This is a genomic window from Vibrio diazotrophicus, assembly GCF_038452265.1.
GTDB lineage: Bacteria > Pseudomonadota > Gammaproteobacteria > Enterobacterales > Vibrionaceae > Vibrio > Vibrio diazotrophicus.
Map to the genome: position 1 here is coordinate 1195109 of NZ_CP151843.1, position 18448 is coordinate 1213556.

An 18448-nucleotide genomic window follows, 5' to 3' on the forward strand; every position below is an offset into this window, starting at 1 on the left:
AAGTTTATAAAGTGGAGTCTCAACGTTTTTATAAAAAAAATGCCAACGGTTAAGGTTGGCATTTTGGTTTCTGTATTTATTGGATTATGGGCTGCGTAGGAGCAATTTCCATATCCACTTTCTTGATAGTACCGCTAAACTTGAACGGTGCTTTTTCAGTGTAAACAGGCATAACAGGAGCACCTAAATCAACACCGATATCCAGTGTTTCAGTAGCAGAAAAACGAGCTGGAACCACTTTTTCTACTTTGCCTTCACCCACTTTCTTATCATTGATGTACAGTTCGACTGTGCCACCATTGAAGTCTTTCAGGAAGCGGAACGGCTCTTGTTTGTAAACTGCAGAAAGTTTTACATCGCCAGTAGGAATCGAAGAGCTAGACTCGATGGTGTAGTAACCTTTACCAAAGAAGTTATAGCCGTACACTAGCTTGCCATTGTCAGTATAGAATGACAGACCCGCAGAGCTTCCGCCCATAGCCAGTAATACACCATCCGCTTTCTGACCTTTTGCTACATTTACGTAGGCATCAATGCGGTGATCGCGTTGGTATACATCCGGAGCAGAACCTTCAGGAATACGATTTGCACTCGCTGTATAGCTGAACTTTGTTTTACCCTTAGTCAAAGAAGGGCGTTCAGAGTTAGACACACGTTCTGCAAATCGGTCATCCAAAGGATACACTTCATTGATCTCAGCTTGATGGTCGAACTCTTTGATCATCTGTTTCAACTTGTTAGGCATCTGTTTCGCTAGGTCATTCGCCTCAGAGAAATCTTCCGCGACATTGTAAAGCTCCCTGGTCGAGTTTTTAAATCCGACCGAACCACTTAGCTGCCAAGGCACACCGTGGAATGATGCAGCAATCCAACCATCTTTATAGATAGCGCGGTGGCCACCAGTTTCAAAATACTGAACCGTACGATGTGACTTCTCTTGTGGATTGTTGAACGAATAAACCATGCTGGTACCAGCCATTGGTTTTTGCTCTACACCATTTACTGATTTCGGCGCTGGGATTTTTGCAGCTTCAAGAATTGTTGGCGTGATGTCCACCACATGGTGGAACTGACTTTGAATCGCGCCAGTGTTCTTGATTTTTGCAGGCCAAGAAACGATTAAACCGTTACGTGTACCACCGAAATGAGAAGGTACGCGTTTCATCCATTGGAAAGGTGTTGAACCAGCCCATGCCCAACCCACAGGGTAGTGGTTTTCATGCTTCTCGTTACCCAACTCGTCAATATATTTAAGCTGAGATTCGACAGTATCTGGCACACCATTTTGTGTCATTACGTTGTTAGTTGTACCCGTTGGCGTACCTTCGGCACTCGCACCGTTGTCGCCCACAATGTACATAATCATGGTGTTATCAGCATCTGGCATACTTTCGATTTTGTCGATCAAGCGACCAACTTCATAATCAGTGTATGCAAGGAAGCCTGCGAACACTTCCATATGGCGAGCATAAAGTCGTTTCTGATCTGCACTCAAGCTATCCCATGACTCGATCTCTTTTGGTCGTGGTGTCAGCTTAGTGTCTTTAGGGATGATTCCCATTTTTTTCTGACGAGCAAATACCTCTTCACGGTATTTATCCCAGCCCATATCAAACTTGCCTTTGAACTTCGCTATCCACTCTTTAGGCGCGTGTAACGGAGCATGAACTGCACCCGGAGCGAAATAGGTGAAATAAGGTTTGTCTGGGTTGATCGATTTCTGTTGGTCAATCCAGTGAATAGCGTTATCGACTAAATCTTCATTCAACTGATAGCCATCAGACGGTTTCTTTGTTAGTTCAACTGGCGTTGTATCGTTAAATAGTTGCGGCTCCCACTGACTGGTCTCACCGCCATGGAAACCATAGAAGTGCTGGAATCCCAACCCCGTTGGCCACTGCTCAAATGGACCTGCGGGTGAAGTTTCCCAGTCAGGCGTGTTGTGCCACTTACCGTATGCACTGGTGCTATAGCCATTGTCTTTTAAAACTTCTGCAATGCTGGCTACTGACTTAGGCCAAATTGTGCTGTATGCAGGGAAACCTGTTGAAAGCTCAGTGATGGTTCCGAAACCGACTTGGTGATGGTTACGTCCCGTCAGCAACGCGGCACGAGTTGGAGAACTGATCCCCGTTGTGTGGAAGTTATTATAGGTCACACCGCGTGCAGCTAATTTGTCGATGTTAGGTGTTGGAATTAAGCCACCAAAGCGTCCGGCTTGTCCAAAACCTAAATCATCCAACATGATGACCACTACGTTCGGCGCACCTTCCGGAGCTTTGATCGGTTGAGGATAATCAGACTTAGATTGATCGTACGTTTTGCCTATCTTGCCGTTAAACTCCGCGGTTTGCTGAATAGGTAAGACGGTTCTATCGATAGTATGTGCAGGCGCAGCGTAGCTTGCTGATGAAATCAACAAACTCGTTATCGCCACTATCGGCTTTATTTTTGTTTTCATTAAGTTTCCTTAGGCACTTAGACGTTGTTGGAGAGAAATCTGGCTATTCACTACTTTGGCGTAGAATTTTTTTAGACCAGGGCATAAATAATTGAGTCCAGATTCTCCTTGCGCTGTCTTGGTAAAACGATTTTTGGGACATTCACCAAAACACAAAGAGAGGAAGAAACACTGGCGACAATCCGAAGGCAAATCCGATGTTTTCGATTTACCAAAAGCTTGCTGTTTGTTTGAAAACACAAGATCGCCAATATGAGTCTCAGCGATGTTGCCGAGCTTATATTCGGGATAGACAAAATGGTCACAGGAGTAGACGTCACCATTGTGTTCAATGGCTACCGCCTTTCCGCAGAACTCAGCTGACACACATTTCTGTGCACCAAAGCCGAACATTTGTGAGATAACATTTTCAAATTGGTCAACGAACACTCGTCCGAAATCTTGCTTGAACCATTCGTCCCAAATCGTGGTCAAGAATACGCCCCATTGACTCGCACCGACTGACCATGCCGTGAGGTAGCTAGTTTCATCCTGTGGTGCAAGGCTCTTATTACCAATTTGGATGAGATCTTTTGACTGCCATTTATTGGGAGCAGTAACGGTGAAATCTTTGGGTTCAACACAGGGAATAAACTGAATAACTTGCGGCTGCACTTCATCACGCAGAAAACGATAAACTTCCAGAGGAAAAGCTCCGTTATCTTGGTTAACAACACACAGAGCATTGAAAGGAATTTGGTATTTTTTAATTAGTTCGATCGCCGCCATAACCTTATCAAATGACGATTTTCCAGCTCTATTGACTCGGTGGATATCGTGCAGATGTTTTGGACCATCAATAGAGATACCCACTAAAAATTGATGCTGTTTGAGAAATTGACACCAAGTGTCATTGAGCAAAATGCCATTGGTTTGCAGATCATTGAGTATGGTTTGATCAGGCTTTTTAAACTGATTTTGAAGCGCAATCACTTTTTCAAAAAATGGCAACCCCATTAGAGTGGGTTCACCACCTTGCCAAGTAAACACAACCTCATCACCAGTTTGCGCTTCAATATACTGCTTAATGTATAACGCCAAAGCCTCATCACTCATACCAGCATGCGACGGTTGCTCTAAAAGCGATTCTTTATGTAAGTAAAAGCAATAGCTGCAGTCTAAGTTGCAGCGAGACGCCGAAGGTTTAGAAACCGCATGAAAGCGGTAGACATCATTATCTAGCTTTGGGAGTTGTAACTTTGGAGATTCTATATAACTAAAATTAGCCGATTCCGTTGCCATAGCCGTACTCATCTACATAAAAATTATGAAATTAGTGTAGACTGTGAAAATTAATCATGCATGGAATACTTGGTGTGACAAAATGGAAAACAAGGTAAACCTCAACCTAATTAATACGCTGATATTATTAAAGAAACATCGAAGCATGCGGACAGTCGCAAAAGTTTTGGGTAAGTCTGAAAGCGCAGTGAGCAAAGATCTGTCCAAACTGCGAAGCGAATTTTCAGATAGTCTATTTATTAAGACGCAAAATGGCTTCGAAGCGACTCATTATTTAGATGAAATCTACGACGATTTGGAATCAGCGTATTTTCAGCTAGTGAACGTGGTCAATAAACCGATTGAGTTTCAGCCACATCTTTATCAGGACTTAATTACTATCGCGATTGCCGATGCGGAATATGACCATATTGTTTCTCACCTCTACCCCAAATTAATGAAGCATTTCCCCAAAGCAAAATTCAACTTTGTTACTTGGAAACAGGAAAGCCTAGAGAATTTGCTTCAAGGAAATATTGATTGTGGTGTGCACTTACAAAACGACAGCTATTCCAAAGACTTCTATCAGAAGACGTTAAAAGTGGACCAAATTGTTACCGCCGTTCACAAACAATTTGGCATAACGCAATGGCAAGAAACCAAACAGCTTCCTTTTGTGTTTATTGATGTTCCGGGCTGGAATGAATTCAGCTATCGATTTGAAGACATACTGCCGAAAGAGCACAAACAGGACATCACTTATTGCGTGCGGGTAGACAAACTGGCTTCAGCGCTGAGTATCGCTGCAAATTCGCGTACTGCAATACAGTGCCCCACTCGCTATCTGGATGATAACTTCTCTGTTATCCCTTATCCCAAAGGTGTGAGTTTTGACGTGGCTTACTCGTTCTACTGCTTGCAGACTAAACGGCATAGCCCGTTGATTCAGTTGTTACATCAACTGATTAATGAATGCTATTAAATTGGGGGGAACAACAGGTAAGCCCTTGTACCTATAAGATGAGTAAGCTTGGAACTGTGCATAGAATACAAACGCCAAGCTCTTAAACTGTCAGGAATAATTCTATAACTAATGCTCCAGTCGCTAACGAACGGTTTGTTGAATCTTTTCTGCTTGTGCTTCGAAGATCAGTTTGACGCTTTGTTTGTTGGTTTTGGCAATCGAAATCCACTGCAAACCTGTTTCATCAGAATGCTCAAACTCCACTTGCAGTTCGTATTTCCTCACCGATAACAGAGCCAAAACCATTCCCGCAAAAATCGAAAACGGCCCTGCGTAAATACCGAAGTAATTGGGAGTTACAATCCAAACCACACTGGAAGCAATCAAGCCAAATATAATCAGTCTGACAGCATGATCTTTTAGCGTATTCGTTTTCACTCTGGAACGTTTTATTTGTGCCAGCGGATATTCGTCGTTATTAAATTTAAGCGTGGTGCTATTAATGTTGAAACTACGCGCAGTAATCATCTTGATCTCCAACTCTTGCAACGTCAGCATCATCTACCGCTCATAGCAAAGTTTGAACTTAAATAAATACTGATTTCCAACATTGAGAAATGGGCAGAAATTCAATGACTTTTTACTGACAATTTAATTACTCAGGAAAATAAAATCAGAAAATTGCTTATTTAATAACAGTTGGATAACCGTTAGACTCTTTAGAACTAGATGCTCTTTTTCCTCCATAAATTCTAATAATCGACTCAACTCAACGCAGGTAGGCACCTTAGGGATTTTTAATGACAAACCCGCTACGTACTTTCACAGCACTATATGGCACAACACTTCTCACCGTTTTGGCGAGTGGCTTACTCACAACCTATTTAGGTCTCAGACTTTCAGCAATGCAGGTCCCTGAATTATGGATTGGGGCCATGATGTCTGCGTATTACGCAGGGCTAGTTGCAGGTTCTAAAATCGGGCACCGATTGGTTGCTCAGGTCGGCCACATTCGAGCCTTTGTCGCGAGTGCAGGCATAGTCACGGCGTCCGCACTTGGTCACGCATTGGTGGACGACTTATCAATCTGGATTATCCTCAGACTGATCGTCGGTGTCGGGATGATGTGTCAGTACATGGTGTTGGAAAGCTGGCTCAATGAACAGGCAGATAACAATCAACGTGGCGCAGTATTTGCGAGCTATATGATTGTTTCTTACTTGGGTTTGATTCTCGGCCAAGGCGCGATAAGCTTCTACCCAGATCTAGGCTTAGAGCCTTTGCTGCTTATCGCCATTTGTTTTGCGTTGTGTATTGTGCCAATTGCGTTGACCAAACGAATTCACCCCGATCCATTGGTTCCTGCGCCGCTGCAAATTACTTACTACTGGAAAAAAGCGCCTCAGGCACTGACCACAGTAGCGATTGGCGGCATGATTGTCGGTTCTTTCTATGGTCTTGCTCCTGCTTACGCAAGTAACCTTGGTATGCATCCAGATCAAGTCGCCACCTACATGACCACCACCATCATGGCGGGTTTGTTGGCTCAATGGCCTATGGGTAAGCTCTCAGACATGATTTCCCGTAGCAGCCTAATCCGAATTAACTGTGTATTGCTCGGCGGCTTAACTGCGGCTATCGCGGTTCTGCCACATCAGGATCATTTATCTCTGGTGATGGCTTTCCTATTCGGTATTTTGGGGTTCACCTTGTATCCTCTGGCAACCGCTCTAGCAAACTCGCGTGTTGAACAAGGTGAGCGAGTGGGGTTGTCCGCCACTATTTTGCTGACATTCGGTCTTGGTGCCTCTATCGGGCCATTAATTGCTTCCACCATCATGCAGTGGTTTGGCAATAACATGCTTTATGGTTTCATGGCTGTGTGTACCTTGGTGATGTTTTTCCGTTTGCAATACATTAACTCTCGTCAGAAAAAGGCCGAAGTATACGTATCGGAAGACTACATTATGGCAACAGGTGACTTAGTGTCTTCCCCTCTTGCGGTAGCACTTGACCCTCGTGTTGATGTGGAAAGCGTTCAGGAAGAAATGACACCTTCGTTTGAAGCAGAAGAAGAGAGCGAAGAGGACGACAGCAATTACCAAGACGATGAAATTGACGGCGACCATGATGACATCGTGATTGTCAACGCCGACATTGAGGAAGAACTTAAATAGACACGTTTACATTCTGTATTGTCATCGGTTGGAAATCCCCCAAGCTCAACAGCTTAGGGGATTTTTTATTTTAGGCTACGCCACCAGAGCCAAACGCTTCTGCGTATATTTGAGTCTCTGGTACACCGAGTTGACGAAGCTGCGTCATGTAATGAGACATGAATGCCATTGGCCCACACAAATAGTAATCTGCTTGAGTAACGTCTTGAGGCAGAACTTGTGCTAACTCAACCGGAGCTTGTTGTACGCCGTTGTCCTGATTGGCTCCGTGATCATAGAAATAGTTCACCTTCATCCCTTTTTCAGCAAACTCATCAGTGACCGACTTAAATGCATGAACTTGAGGGTTGCGAGCACTGTGAATGAAATGCACTGAGCCTAAAGCATCTTTCTTATTCAGATAGCTGCTCATTGCCATCATAGGCGTAATACCCACACCGCCACTTAGCAGCACGATTGGACGCTCGCTCTGTTCATTCAGTACAAATTCGCCATACGGCGCAGAGACTTCAATCACATCACCCTGTTGGATTTCACCGTGCATATGGTTAGACACAAGCCCAGCAGGTTTGTGGTCTGCCGCAGACTCTTTTTTGATTGAGATTCGCAATGTCTCCTCATTGGGAGCTTGAGACAAACTGTACTGACGAGGCTGATACAGCCCCGTTTCTTTGACGAACACGCGAACGCTGATGTACTGCCCCGGTTTGAATACCGGTAGTGTTCCGCCATCTGTCGGCTCAAGATAGAAAGAGGTGATTTCTTCACTTTCTGCTACTTTGCTGCGAACACGGAACGGACGCCAACCTGTCCAGCCTTGCGCCTTTTCTACAGACGCCTGATAGAGCTTAGATTCCACATCAATAAACAGATCGGCCAACTGTTGATAAGCCGCAGCCCAAGCATCGATCAATTCATCGCTTGCAGCATCACCCAGCACTTCTTTGATTGAAGCTAAAAGGTGTTTACCGACAATGCCATACTGCTCAGCTCGAATGCCTAAACTGGTGTGTTTGTGCGCGATACGCTCAACAACCGACAATAATACGGAAGGATCATTAATGTTTTCAGCATATGCGAGCACAGCCATAGCTAACGCTTGAGGCTGATTGCCAGTTTTTTGATGCGATTGATTGAAGACGTTTTTCAGCTCTGGATTATGTTTGAGCATCCGTTGATAAAAATAGGTAGTCAGTGCGACACCACTCTCTCGTAAAACAGGAACGGTGGCTAACACTAATGACTTTTGACTTTCTTTCATTTGAAATTTCCTATGCAATTTCTTTTTAATTATCTATTTATTAATAATAAGCAAGTTATAGAACTTGAGGGCTCAACGTTGAATAACAAACGCATCAAGCCATTAGTCGTATTGAAATAAGAATAGTTGAGCAAGACTAATGGCTATGAACGTTTGTCTGTTGATGGGGTTATCCTGGGTGGCCGTCAGCTCGTGGGCGTAACAGCATGGTGCCAAATTTCAGGATGAATAAAGTGAATGCGATGATCCAAAGCGCTGCCGCGATATCCACCATCAGCAACATGTACTGCGGCCAGAAAGCGACACCAAAACCTCGCACAAAAGCAGCAAGCACGATGGCTGCAAACGCCAGCCACATATTTGGTCCTTGATAAATCATTCGCCCTGTATGTCCCATAGTCACACGCGAGATCATCGATAAGATAAGCCCGCCAATCGCTCCGATAGCGATCACGTGTAACATATTGTGGGATACAAACAGGCCGTTAGGAATCCAATTTAATTCCGCTAACGCTTTGATAAGCAGCCCTGAAGGAATACAGGCATAAGTCAAATGCAACGACCACACTAACGGCTCTTTTAGCGTTGTCCATGGCTTCCAACGTAGCCAACGAGTCAACTGCATCACCGCTGCGAATAACATGATAGCTGGGCTAACTTGTTCACTGGTTAACGGGAAAAAGCTTAAAGCAAACAGCATAACCAACGGCGTATTGGCCGCAGCATCCAACCAAAGCAAAGTGTTCGCTTTCTCGAAGTTAAATCGACGTGCGGTGAAAAACGGAATCACTCGCCCGCCCATAATTGAAATAAGCAGTACAAACCACCACAGCATCGCCTGCCAGACCGCAATTGAAGGGAAAGGAGGCATACCCTTGATGGTTGCGTAACTGGCGTAGTTCGCCACAATGGCCAAAACAAAAAATGGCAAGAAGATCAGATTGCGATAGCCTTTGGCTTTCACCACTCGAAATGAAATCTCATACGCAACTAAAGCGAGAAATAGCGCTTCAATGGAAGAGGTTAGCCAAAGCGGAACGTCTGTCCAAAGCAGCACTCTCGGCAGTATCCATAGTGTAACAAGCACGCCTAACCATTTGTCTTTGGTGCCATTCACACCTGTCCAGTTCTGAACGGCGGTTAGTAAGAAACCAGCCACAATCGCCATGGCAAAGCCAAAAAACATTTCATGAACGTGCCACCACAAAGCGGGAACTCTTAACTGAGCGGGTTGACCGTGTTGAAAGGCATATACCCAAATGCCAATCGCGATAACTGAATATACACTGCCAAATAAAAAGAAAGGTCTGAAGCCTAAGCGCAGAACGGGGATGATTTTATCTTCTGCACTCTTATCGGTGATGTTGAGCATAAACGCGCGATTCCTAACAATACATCTAAATAACGAAGTAATAGCTATTGCACGAATCAAGCCAACTTTAACTTATTGATTTTTAATAACTTACATTTTAAGCGCTTGACAACTGCGTTGTAATAAATACATCATCAGTTCATTTTTGTCTTAACGTAGAAGCCCAAATGGACACACATGTCATCAAACCATCCATAGAACAAGTACTGTTGAACATTGCGGTAGAGCTGAATATGGGAGAGCCTTCCACTCAGCACTACCAAAAATTGATTGATGCCCTGCAACAACTACTTCCCTGTGATGCCAGCGCTCTATTTACACTCGACAACGAAAAGCACTTAGTACCGATTGCCATCAGCGGTTTGTCATCTGAGGTATTCGGACGCCGATTTCTGCCTGATGTCCATCCGCGTTTGGCTATGATCTTAGCCAACCGTAAGCCGGTGCGTTTCCCTGAGAATTCAAGCCTTCCAGACCCTTTTGACGGCTTACTGAGTGAAGATATCCACCACAGTATTGATGTTCACTCTTGCATGGGTTGCAGCTTATACGTGGGCGATACTTTGGTTGGCGCGCTAACGCTGGATGCGGCAAAACCCGGTGCTTTCAACAGTATTCCAGACAAAACCATTGAGACCTTTGCAGCGCTTGCTGCGGGGATCATTCGCAATATCAGTCTGTTTGAAGCATTGAATAAAGCCAATCGTCAGCAACATTCCGTGAATCAATTGCTGATTGACGAAGCGAGAAGCAAAGGCGGAAAACTGGTTGGCGTTAGCCCCCAGATTAAGCGACTCAGAGCCAACATTGAGATGGTCGCACACTCAAATTACGCGGTTTTGATTAGCGGCGAAACGGGTACGGGCAAGGAAGTGGTTGCTCACCAAGTTCACGCGCAGAGCCTACGCAGTGACAAGCCTATGGTTTATGTAAACTGCGCGGCGTTACCCGAATCCATTGCTGAAAGTGAACTATTCGGACATGTAAAAGGCGCGTTTACCGGTGCCAATACTTCGCGTGCGGGTAAATTTGAACTGGCCGATGGTGGCACCATTTTCCTCGATGAAATCGGTGAACTGCCGTTACTATTACAGGCCAAACTGCTGCGTGTTATTCAGCAAGGTGAAGTACAACGAGTGGGCGCAGATAAAAACCACATCGTAGATGTTCGTGTCATCGCGGCAACCAATCGAGACCTCGCTCAAGAAGTGGCTGAAGGGCGTTTCCGCTCCGACCTTTTCCACCGTTTAAATGTATTTCCTATTCAGGTGCCTCCCTTACGCTCTCGTGAAGGAGACATTCCGGTTTTAGTGGGATACATACTGGATAACATTCGCCGCCAGTTCCACCTGAAAACACTGCACATTCACCCTAAAGCACTGCAATTATTAGAAAAACAGTCTTGGTTAGGTAACGTCAGGGAGCTGGAACACACCTTAATGCGTGCTGGCTTACACGCTATGAGAACGCAGTCAGAGTTGATTGAACCCCTCCATTTTATGAACGATTTTGACTTGTCTGAACAAACCGCAAATGGAAAGACGAAGAGCAATACTTCGCCTCAACTTCCCAACTCTTCAATACCCATGCGTGAAGCAGTAGAAGCGTTTCAAAAGCAGCTTATTGAACATGCACTACAACTGAACAACGGTGTTTGGTCTCAGGCGGCGGCTTTTTTACAGATGGACCGAGGTAACTTGTTCAAAATGGGTAAAAAACTGGGCGTACAAACCTGTGAATCTTCCAAATAAATGTTACTCGTTGTATTAAAAACAACATGCGATGTATTTATAACAACAACAATTTTGTTCACAAAATAAAAATTCTCATAAAATCAATAAGATAAAAACTGGCATACTCTCTGCAATACCAGCGATGAAATTTAAAGGCCGCTTAGCGCACCCTTCGCGTTAAGCGGCCAATTTTAATACTTATCACTGGAGCCCCAACTATGTTCTGTATTCAATGTGAACAAACCATTCAAACCCCTATCGCAAAAGGTTGCGCGTATTCGCAAGGTATGTGTGGAAAAACAAGTGATGTTTCTGATCTACAAGATATTTTAGTTTATACGCTACAAGGCGTTTCATTCTGGGCTCAACTTGGCCGTGAATATCAAATTATCGACACTGAAATCGACGAGTGGGCACCGAAAGCCTTCTTTGCAACACTGACTAACGTAAACTTTGATGAAAAGCGCATCGTTGAGTTCGCAAACCAAGCTTATCAATACAAACAAAGTTTAGAACAGCGAGTCAGAGCCGCCGCAACGTTAGCTGACAAATCAATTCCTGAGCTTTCCCCAGCGGCTCAGTTTGAACTTCCAACGGATCGTGAAGCACTGTTAAAGTTTGCACCTTTAGCCGCAGTAAACCGTGGCCATGAAACTGTTGACCCTGATGTGATGGGTTTACGTTTACTCTGCTTGTACGGCTTAAAAGGCGCAGCTGCCTACTTAGAACACGCCCGTGTTTTAGGACAAAGTGATGTAGAGATCCACACTGAATATCATCAAATCATGTCTTGGTTAGGTACAGAACCACAAGATCTCAATGCACTGCTTAACTGCTCAATGCAAATTGGCCTAATGAACTACAAGATCATGGCCCTATTAGATAAAGGCGAAACGGAAACTTTCGGTCACCCTGCGCCAACGCAAGTCAACGTAAAAACAAAGAAAGGCAAGTGCATTCTTGTGTCTGGACATGATCTGCATGACTTAGAAAAAATCCTGCAACAAACTGAAGGCAAAGGCATTAACGTCTACACCAATGGTGAAATGTTACCTGCTCATGGTTACCCAGAATTAAACAAGTATCCTCATTTAGCGGGTAACTACGGTAGCGCTTGGCAGAACCAGCAAAAAGAGTTTGCTAACTTCCCGGGTGCAATTGTGATGACATCAAACTGCTTACTGAATCCAGAAGTCGGTCAATACGCCGATCGCCTATTCACTCGCAGCATTGTCGGCTGGCCGGGCGTATCTCATTTAGAAGGTGATGATTTCTCAACAGTGATCGAATGTGCATTAGCTCAGGACGGATTCCAGCATGATGAAATTGAACAGATGATCACTGTCGGCTTCGGTCGTAATGCCTTAATGGAAGCGGCACCGGCTGTGATTGATCAAGTTAAGCAGGGTAATATCAGTCACTTTTTCTTGGTAGGCGGTTGTGATGGCGACAAAGCAGAGCGCAACTACTACAACGAATTTACCAAACAAACGCCAGAAGACAGCCTGATCCTGACTCTCGCTTGCGGTAAGTTCCGTTTTAACAAAGAGCAACACGGTGAAATTAACGGTATTCCTCGTCTTCTCGATGTCGGTCAATGTAACGACTCCTACTCAGCGATTCAGTTAGCATTAGCGTTGGCAGAAGAATTTGACTGTGGTGTCAATGACCTACCACTGACACTGGTATTATCTTGGTTCGAACAAAAGGCGATTGTAGTTTTACTTACCCTACTCGCTTTGGGTGTGAAAGGTATTTACACCGGCCCAACTCAACCAGCATTCCTTACAGACAACTTAATGGCCATTATTCAGGACAAATTCGACCTAAGAGCCATCTCGACTGTTGAACAAGATCTTGCGCAAATCCTTGGCGAAAAAGCCGCTGCGTAAATGTGTTTAATGACAGGTGGGTATCGCCCACCTGTGCTTATTGAAGAGACGACTATGGAACAATTTCAATGGCCGAGCCAAGACGCTGCACGCTTAATCTGTAAAAGCAGATGGCAGGAAACGCCGGATTGCATCAGTTTTACCTTAACCAGCGAAGAGCAAGACAAAACCTTTAGTTTTATTGCAGGGCAATTTGTGACTTTAGGGGTAGAGATTGATGGCAACACTGAGTACCGCGCGTATTCTCTCAGCTCACTGTCAAACCAGACCGAAATGCAATTTACCGTGAAAAGAGTTGCTGGCGGTAAAGTATCGAATTATCTCAATGACTATTTACAAGTGGGTCAATCATTACAGGTACTGCCACCCGCTGGACAATTTCACATTGAGCAGCCCCATACCGATAAGATTTTGTTGCTCAGTGCGGGTTGCGGCATAACACCAGTTATGTCGATGGCGAAAACACTGTTAGCAGACAGCCAAGATCGCACAGAGATACATTTCATTCATGCAGCAACCTGTGCAGAGCAGTTAATTTATCATGCTGAACTACAGCAAATGGAGCAGCAGCACCCTCGTTTCAAGCTCGACATTATGCTGGAGGATGCAACCAACACGGATTACTTGGAAGGACGTCTAACCCAAGCGGCGCTTGCCAATTACTGCCCGGATATCGCTTCTCGCACGGCGTTTTTGTGTGGCCCAGTGGGCTTCATGCAAGCGATGAAAGAGAACTTAGCGGCGTTGGGCATGGATATGACGTTGTTCTATCAAGAAAGCTTTACGCCTGCTGAATCAACGCAACCAGAGGTTGAAGACACCAAGAGTAAAGCTGCGGCATTGGCGCATGCCACCGTGTTTGTACCGTCGTTTGGTACCGAGACTAAAATCGTTACAGGAAGCCTGCTTATTGATGCGTTAGAAAGTGCCAAAGTGCCTGTCATTGCGGCTTGTCGCAGCGGTATTTGTGGTTCTTGCAAATGCAAAGTCACCAATGGTGATTTCACACGCACCAGCAGCGAAACTTTAACGGAACAGGAAATAGCCGAAGGATTCGTACTCGCCTGCTCCTGCCAAATTCATTCCGATGTTGAAGTGTCTCTGAACTAGTTATCACTCAGAGCCCTAACTCCTCTCCACATGACTTTTCTCCTTGATCAGCAGGGAGAAAAGTCATTCTTCATTTAAGACAAAAAAACTGCCTCGTGAGGGGATAGATCTTTATGACAAAATTGTCATATTCCTGAAAGGGGATAGTCAGAGGCGATATAGAATAATGCAGTCATTGAAAACAAATCGTAAAGGTAAACAACATGAAAGCAATTAAAACCGCCCTTTTTATTACAGCATTAACAATGACTAGCGCTTCAGCATTCGCCCAACCACTTTTCCTCGGAGGGAACTATATCTCTCGTGAAGAGGTAAGAACGGTGTCTGTCGCACCAGCAACCTCTAATGAGCAGGCTTATCAGGAGGCTCTGTCAGAACTCAACGCTCTTAAACAAATGCCAGCAAATAAACTGAATAAAACGCTGAATCTCTCCCGTTTTGATACTAGTTCGAATAACACTCATCTAAAAGAAGGTGGGTACATCACAGTGCAAGAACGAATGAACGAAACTGGTCAGCTCGAATACGTAGGCAGAGTGAACGTAAAAGTGCATTACGCAGAGCGTGATAGCAATAACTAAACAACGTCGCGCAATAGAAAAGAGTATGACGCTATTTGCTCATGCTCTTTTTTCGATCTTGTACCACCCAACAAAATAGGTGATTACGCTTGAAATTATTAATAGTTGAAGATGAACGCAAAGCTGGAGAGTACCTGCAAAAAGGGTTAATTGAATCGGGATACATTGTGGATTTAGTGCACAACGGTGTTGACGGACTTTACCAAGCAACAAGTGAAGAGTACGACCTAATTCTACTCGATATCATGCTACCTAAACTGGACGGTTGGCAGGTTCTTAATACTCTACGTAACAGTGAAATTTATACACCCGTTATCATGCTCACAGCCAAAGAGCAGGTTGAAGACCGTGTACGTGGTTTTGAATTGGGCGCGAATGATTACGTAGTAAAGCCTTATGCATTTGTTGAACTACTGGCGAGAATCCAAAATGTATTCCGCCATCATGTAAGCTCTCCCTCAACCAACACCTCCCAAACGCTCCGTGTGGCAGATCTAGAACTCGACATGGTGAAAAGAGTCGCCACGCGCTCAGGGCATTCAATGTCATTAACGGCGAAAGAGTTTACGCTGCTCGAACTGTTGATGCGTAAACAAGGTCAGGTACTGTCACGCACAACCATTGCCTCACTTGTCTGGGATATGAATTTCGACAGTGACACTAATGTTATCGATGTTGCTATCAAACGTCTGCGGAATAAAGTAGACAAGCCTTTTGACAGACCACTTATTCACACCGTCCGAGGCATGGGCTACAAACTGGAAGATGCTGATAATGCTTAAACTGTCACAACCTTTTTCGATGAGAAATAAGCTTGTATTGATGTTTATCGGCACAACTTTAGTGACTTATTTTTCATTCGCATTGGTACTGCAATACGCTATAGAGCGCCATTTCTATAATCAAGATTTCAGCTATGTCTCCAGTAAATTCAATGCTATCGACAGAGAAATTAATCAGTCACCACAAGCCCTATTCGAACAATCGAATAACAGTCCTCTTCTGATGTGGGTGTTTGAAAATGAAAATATCATTTATCAAAATTCGAATTTAACCCTCCCGAAAACACAGCCCCTCATCCCAAATTCACCACAAGCCTATAACCCAAGTAATGCCATCGAATGGGATGAAGATTCCCTCGCGCTTCGTGCATTTGCGTTCAATACGGGCAATTATTTGGTCGTGCTTGGGTTGAGTATTAATCATCATCTTTTGTTTTTAGACAAACTGAACTGGATTCTTTTTTGGTCACTTGGTTTTACTTTTCTCATTTCATCCGCATTTAGCAGCCTGATTGTGCATCGAGGCCTCAAACCTATCGCGGTACTCAATGAACATATTCAACAAGTCTCTCCAGAACAGTTGGATATTCGTATTAAGCTAGAATCACTGCCGAGTGAACTGCGAGGTCTGGCAAACACACATAATGCAATGTTAGATAGGCTACAAATGGGGTTCAGACGATTAAGTGAGCTCTCTTCAGATATTGCTCATGAATTGAAAACGCCGCTAACGAATATTACGACGCAAAACCAAGTCATTCTTGGTGCATGTCGCACGCCAAAAGAATATCAAGAGGCCATTGCTTCCACTCTGGAAGAGCTAAATCGAATCACAAAAACCATCAACGACCTGCTTTACATCGCCAAGGCCGAGAACAAATTGATTCATCGTAATGATGAAGTGCTTGATGCGGGAAAAGAGCTCTCCCATCTGATTGACTACTATGAAATATTGGCTGACGACGCCTCGGTTAAGCTAGTGAACTCGGGAGAAGGGAGACTCTACATGGATAAAAACATGTTTGAGCGAGCCATTGGCAACTTACTTTCTAATGCGATTAGACACGCCTATGTTGGGTCGACCATACAAGTTCAAGTGCAAGAACTCGACGAGCAGATAACGATCTCTATAGTTAACCAAGGCGACACTATCCCTGAAGAAAACATCGCGTATCTTTTCGACCGTTTTTACAGAATAGATAAATCTCGCCAGCATGTCGGGAGTGTCGGTGCGGGGTTAGGACTATCAATCACTCAATCGATCGTCCAAGCCTATAATGGTGCCATCAAATTGACATCGAAAGACCAGCATACTGAGTTCAAAATAACCTTGCCTTGCGCAAGATCTTTGGACCAATAGGCTCTATTCTAGGAAACCTTAAGGCATGAATGGTAACGCCATTCATGCCCTTTTGCCTGATATCAGAGTATCTGTGCTTCTGTTACAAATCAGGCATTAAACGACCTGCTACTGTCAGTTTTTAGCTCTGATTTCTCTCGTTGAATAGTATTTTGCTCACTGTTGTTAAGCTCACTCTCACTATCGGAGGCTTTATCTTTTGAACAATCTGACATCATGAACTTCATCATCAGTCCATGCACAAGCAAACACAAAATCAGAGGAATTAATGCTGAACCCATCAAGGCAAAACTAAATACATCCGTCGAATCGGAATAACTCAAGAAAACGACACCCAGCATCACTAATACGCATACCAGCATCATCCAACCATGCCCTTTATGCCCTCCATGATTAGAATGGCGAGGGTTGCTTTTGTTTTTAACCGTCATAACTTTTTCCTGCCCATAGTCTTTTTAACTGACACTCATCTTATACTTCTGTTTCTGTCAGTAACTGGGCAGTGATGATGACAATTTTGTCATCATCATCTGTAGAGGTTCAAAAACTTAGTTCTAGAACACCAAAGGAATTCAGAACTAATTGGTTAGGCTGGATACAAATCACAGCTGTGATAAACGAAGTTAATTCTCTCGATGAACCCAAACAACATCTTCATCCGATGTCGGAAGTTCAAACCAAGACCAGAATAAATCCAACATCTCCGGCGTCATTTCGTAAGACTTACCTTGCAACTCCGAGTTACGGGCGGTCGCTCTTTGTTTACATACCTCAAAGGGAACATCCAAATAGTGCATTTCGCTCTCAACCCCTAGGTTCGATGCCCACTCGATAAAGCTACTGCGATCAGTTTTACGCCAAAAACCGAAATCGAAAATCACGGGTACACCAAGCGAAAATAGCTGCATCGCGGAACTCTTAAATAATTCTTCCAGTGTTGCTAAGCGGCGATCAAAGACTTCCCGCTCCATATGTTCGCCGTAAAGAGGAATCATCCATTCATCAATTGAAAAGCGAAAGGCGCCATGAGCTTCAGCAAGCTGTTTGGAATAAGTGGTCTTGCCTGCCCCAATGAAACCGCATACAAAATAGATTTTGCTCATAATCTCTCTTTAGTTCAGTACGGCAAGTTATGCTAAATCTCGCCATATCCAGTTCGAATGAATAGCACTTCCGGGCCCATAGCGGCGTTGTTTCATCTCCAAAACAGCCCAACACTCTTTTATTTCCAGTTCGATATCGTAGGTAATTTTATAGAATTTATAAACAAAATCAGGATCTTGATATTCAGAACTAAAAGGACAACGTGATCGTTTTATCAAATCAATACTAACGATACTTCCGCCAATCGAACGAATTTTGTTATTGATGACAGCCATTCTTTCGCGTTCAGACTCTTTGGAAACTCTCATCAAGAGCCAGACGGATACCCCGCCAGCGATGAAGGTAAGCAAGAAAGCGAGTTGTAAGCTCATACTAGAACCCCAGATTATGT

General features: G+C 44.2%; 16 protein-coding genes. 8 read left to right on the plus strand and 8 right to left on the minus strand.

Translation table 11 applies throughout. The annotated features are described in order from the left end of the window. Positions 1-76: 76 nt before the first annotated feature. Together AAGA51_RS20735 and AAGA51_RS20740 are read right to left on the minus strand one after the other, a co-directional pair. Positions 77-2461, minus strand: coding sequence for an arylsulfatase (locus AAGA51_RS20735; protein ID WP_042479367.1), 2385 nt, complete (start codon positions 2459-2461; stop codon positions 77-79). A 9-nt stretch (positions 2462-2470) separates the two neighbouring features. Then, entirely contained in the window at positions 2471-3742 is a 1272-nt protein-coding gene (locus AAGA51_RS20740; RefSeq protein ID WP_042479369.1) for an anaerobic sulfatase maturase, read from the minus strand. An 82-nt stretch (positions 3743-3824) separates the two neighbouring features. On the opposite strand from AAGA51_RS20740, the gene AAGA51_RS20745 reads away from it, so the two are divergent. Continuing rightward, on the plus strand, positions 3825-4703 hold the full coding sequence (locus tag AAGA51_RS20745) for a LysR family transcriptional regulator (RefSeq protein WP_081878622.1): 879 nt from the start codon (positions 3825-3827) through the stop codon (positions 4701-4703). 123 nt (positions 4704-4826) lie between these two features. On the opposite strand, the gene AAGA51_RS20750 is transcribed toward AAGA51_RS20745, so the two are convergent. Beyond that, a complete protein-coding gene (locus tag AAGA51_RS20750; RefSeq protein WP_255209335.1) occupies positions 4827-5246 on the minus strand; it encodes a hypothetical protein in 420 nt (139 codons plus the stop codon). A gap of 239 nt (positions 5247-5485) precedes the next feature. Between AAGA51_RS20750 and AAGA51_RS20755 the strand changes: the two genes are divergently transcribed. Then, positions 5486-6862: an MFS transporter gene (locus AAGA51_RS20755; protein ID WP_042479373.1), complete on the plus strand. Its 1377-nt coding sequence runs from the start codon at positions 5486-5488 to the stop codon at positions 6860-6862. 70 nt (positions 6863-6932) lie between these two features. Here the strand turns inward: AAGA51_RS20755 and hmpA are convergent, their stop codons facing one another. Both hmpA and AAGA51_RS20765 read right to left on the minus strand, forming a co-directional pair. Next, positions 6933-8123: an NO-inducible flavohemoprotein gene (hmpA, locus tag AAGA51_RS20760; protein WP_042479375.1), complete on the minus strand. Its 1191-nt coding sequence runs from the start codon at positions 8121-8123 to the stop codon at positions 6933-6935. A gap of 169 nt (positions 8124-8292) precedes the next feature. Continuing rightward, the gene (locus tag AAGA51_RS20765; RefSeq protein ID WP_042479378.1) at positions 8293-9495 is read right to left on the minus strand and encodes an NnrS family protein; all 1203 of its coding nucleotides are present in this window, start codon (positions 9493-9495) and stop codon (positions 8293-8295) included. 182 nt (positions 9496-9677) lie between these two features. Here AAGA51_RS20765 and norR point away from each other — a divergent pair, with 182 nt between their 5' ends. The 6 genes from norR (at position 9678) to AAGA51_RS20795 (ending at position 16953) form a co-directional block, all read left to right on the plus strand. Further along, the gene (gene norR / locus AAGA51_RS20770) at positions 9678-11246 is read left to right on the plus strand and encodes a nitric oxide reductase transcriptional regulator NorR (RefSeq protein WP_042479871.1); all 1569 of its coding nucleotides are present in this window, start codon (positions 9678-9680) and stop codon (positions 11244-11246) included. A gap of 200 nt (positions 11247-11446) precedes the next feature. Then, complete coding sequence (gene hcp / locus AAGA51_RS20775; protein ID WP_042479380.1) at positions 11447-13120, plus strand: hydroxylamine reductase; 1674 nt, start codon at positions 11447-11449, stop codon at positions 13118-13120. A 54-nt stretch (positions 13121-13174) separates the two neighbouring features. Then, positions 13175-14230, plus strand: a complete 1056-nt coding sequence (locus AAGA51_RS20780) for a hybrid-cluster NAD(P)-dependent oxidoreductase (RefSeq protein ID WP_042479382.1) — start codon at positions 13175-13177, stop codon at positions 14228-14230. Between the two features lie 203 nt (positions 14231-14433). Further along, the gene (locus AAGA51_RS20785) at positions 14434-14811 is read left to right on the plus strand and encodes a DUF3316 domain-containing protein (protein ID WP_042479384.1); all 378 of its coding nucleotides are present in this window, start codon (positions 14434-14436) and stop codon (positions 14809-14811) included. Positions 14812-14900: 89 nt separating this feature from the next. Continuing rightward, positions 14901-15593: a heavy metal response regulator transcription factor gene (locus AAGA51_RS20790; protein ID WP_042479387.1), complete on the plus strand. Its 693-nt coding sequence runs from the start codon at positions 14901-14903 to the stop codon at positions 15591-15593. Then, positions 15586-16953, plus strand: a complete 1368-nt coding sequence (locus AAGA51_RS20795) for a heavy metal sensor histidine kinase (RefSeq protein WP_042479389.1) — start codon at positions 15586-15588, stop codon at positions 16951-16953. Before AAGA51_RS20790 ends, AAGA51_RS20795 begins: the two co-directional genes overlap by 8 nt. Positions 16954-17042: 89 nt before the next feature. On the opposite strand, the gene AAGA51_RS20800 is transcribed toward AAGA51_RS20795, so the two are convergent. From AAGA51_RS20800 to AAGA51_RS20810, 3 genes are all read right to left on the minus strand, one after another. Then, positions 17043-17384 carry a hypothetical protein gene (locus AAGA51_RS20800; protein WP_042479391.1) on the minus strand — a complete coding sequence of 114 codons (342 nt, stop codon included), beginning with the start codon at positions 17382-17384 and terminating at the stop codon, positions 17043-17045. A gap of 192 nt (positions 17385-17576) precedes the next feature. Then, positions 17577-18056: an AAA family ATPase gene (locus AAGA51_RS20805; protein WP_042479393.1), complete on the minus strand. Its 480-nt coding sequence runs from the start codon at positions 18054-18056 to the stop codon at positions 17577-17579. A 27-nt stretch (positions 18057-18083) separates the two neighbouring features. Further along, positions 18084-18428 (minus strand): hypothetical protein, encoded by a 345-nt coding sequence (locus tag AAGA51_RS20810; RefSeq protein ID WP_042479394.1) that lies wholly within the window; start codon positions 18426-18428, stop codon positions 18084-18086. Positions 18429-18448 lie beyond the last annotated feature (20 nt).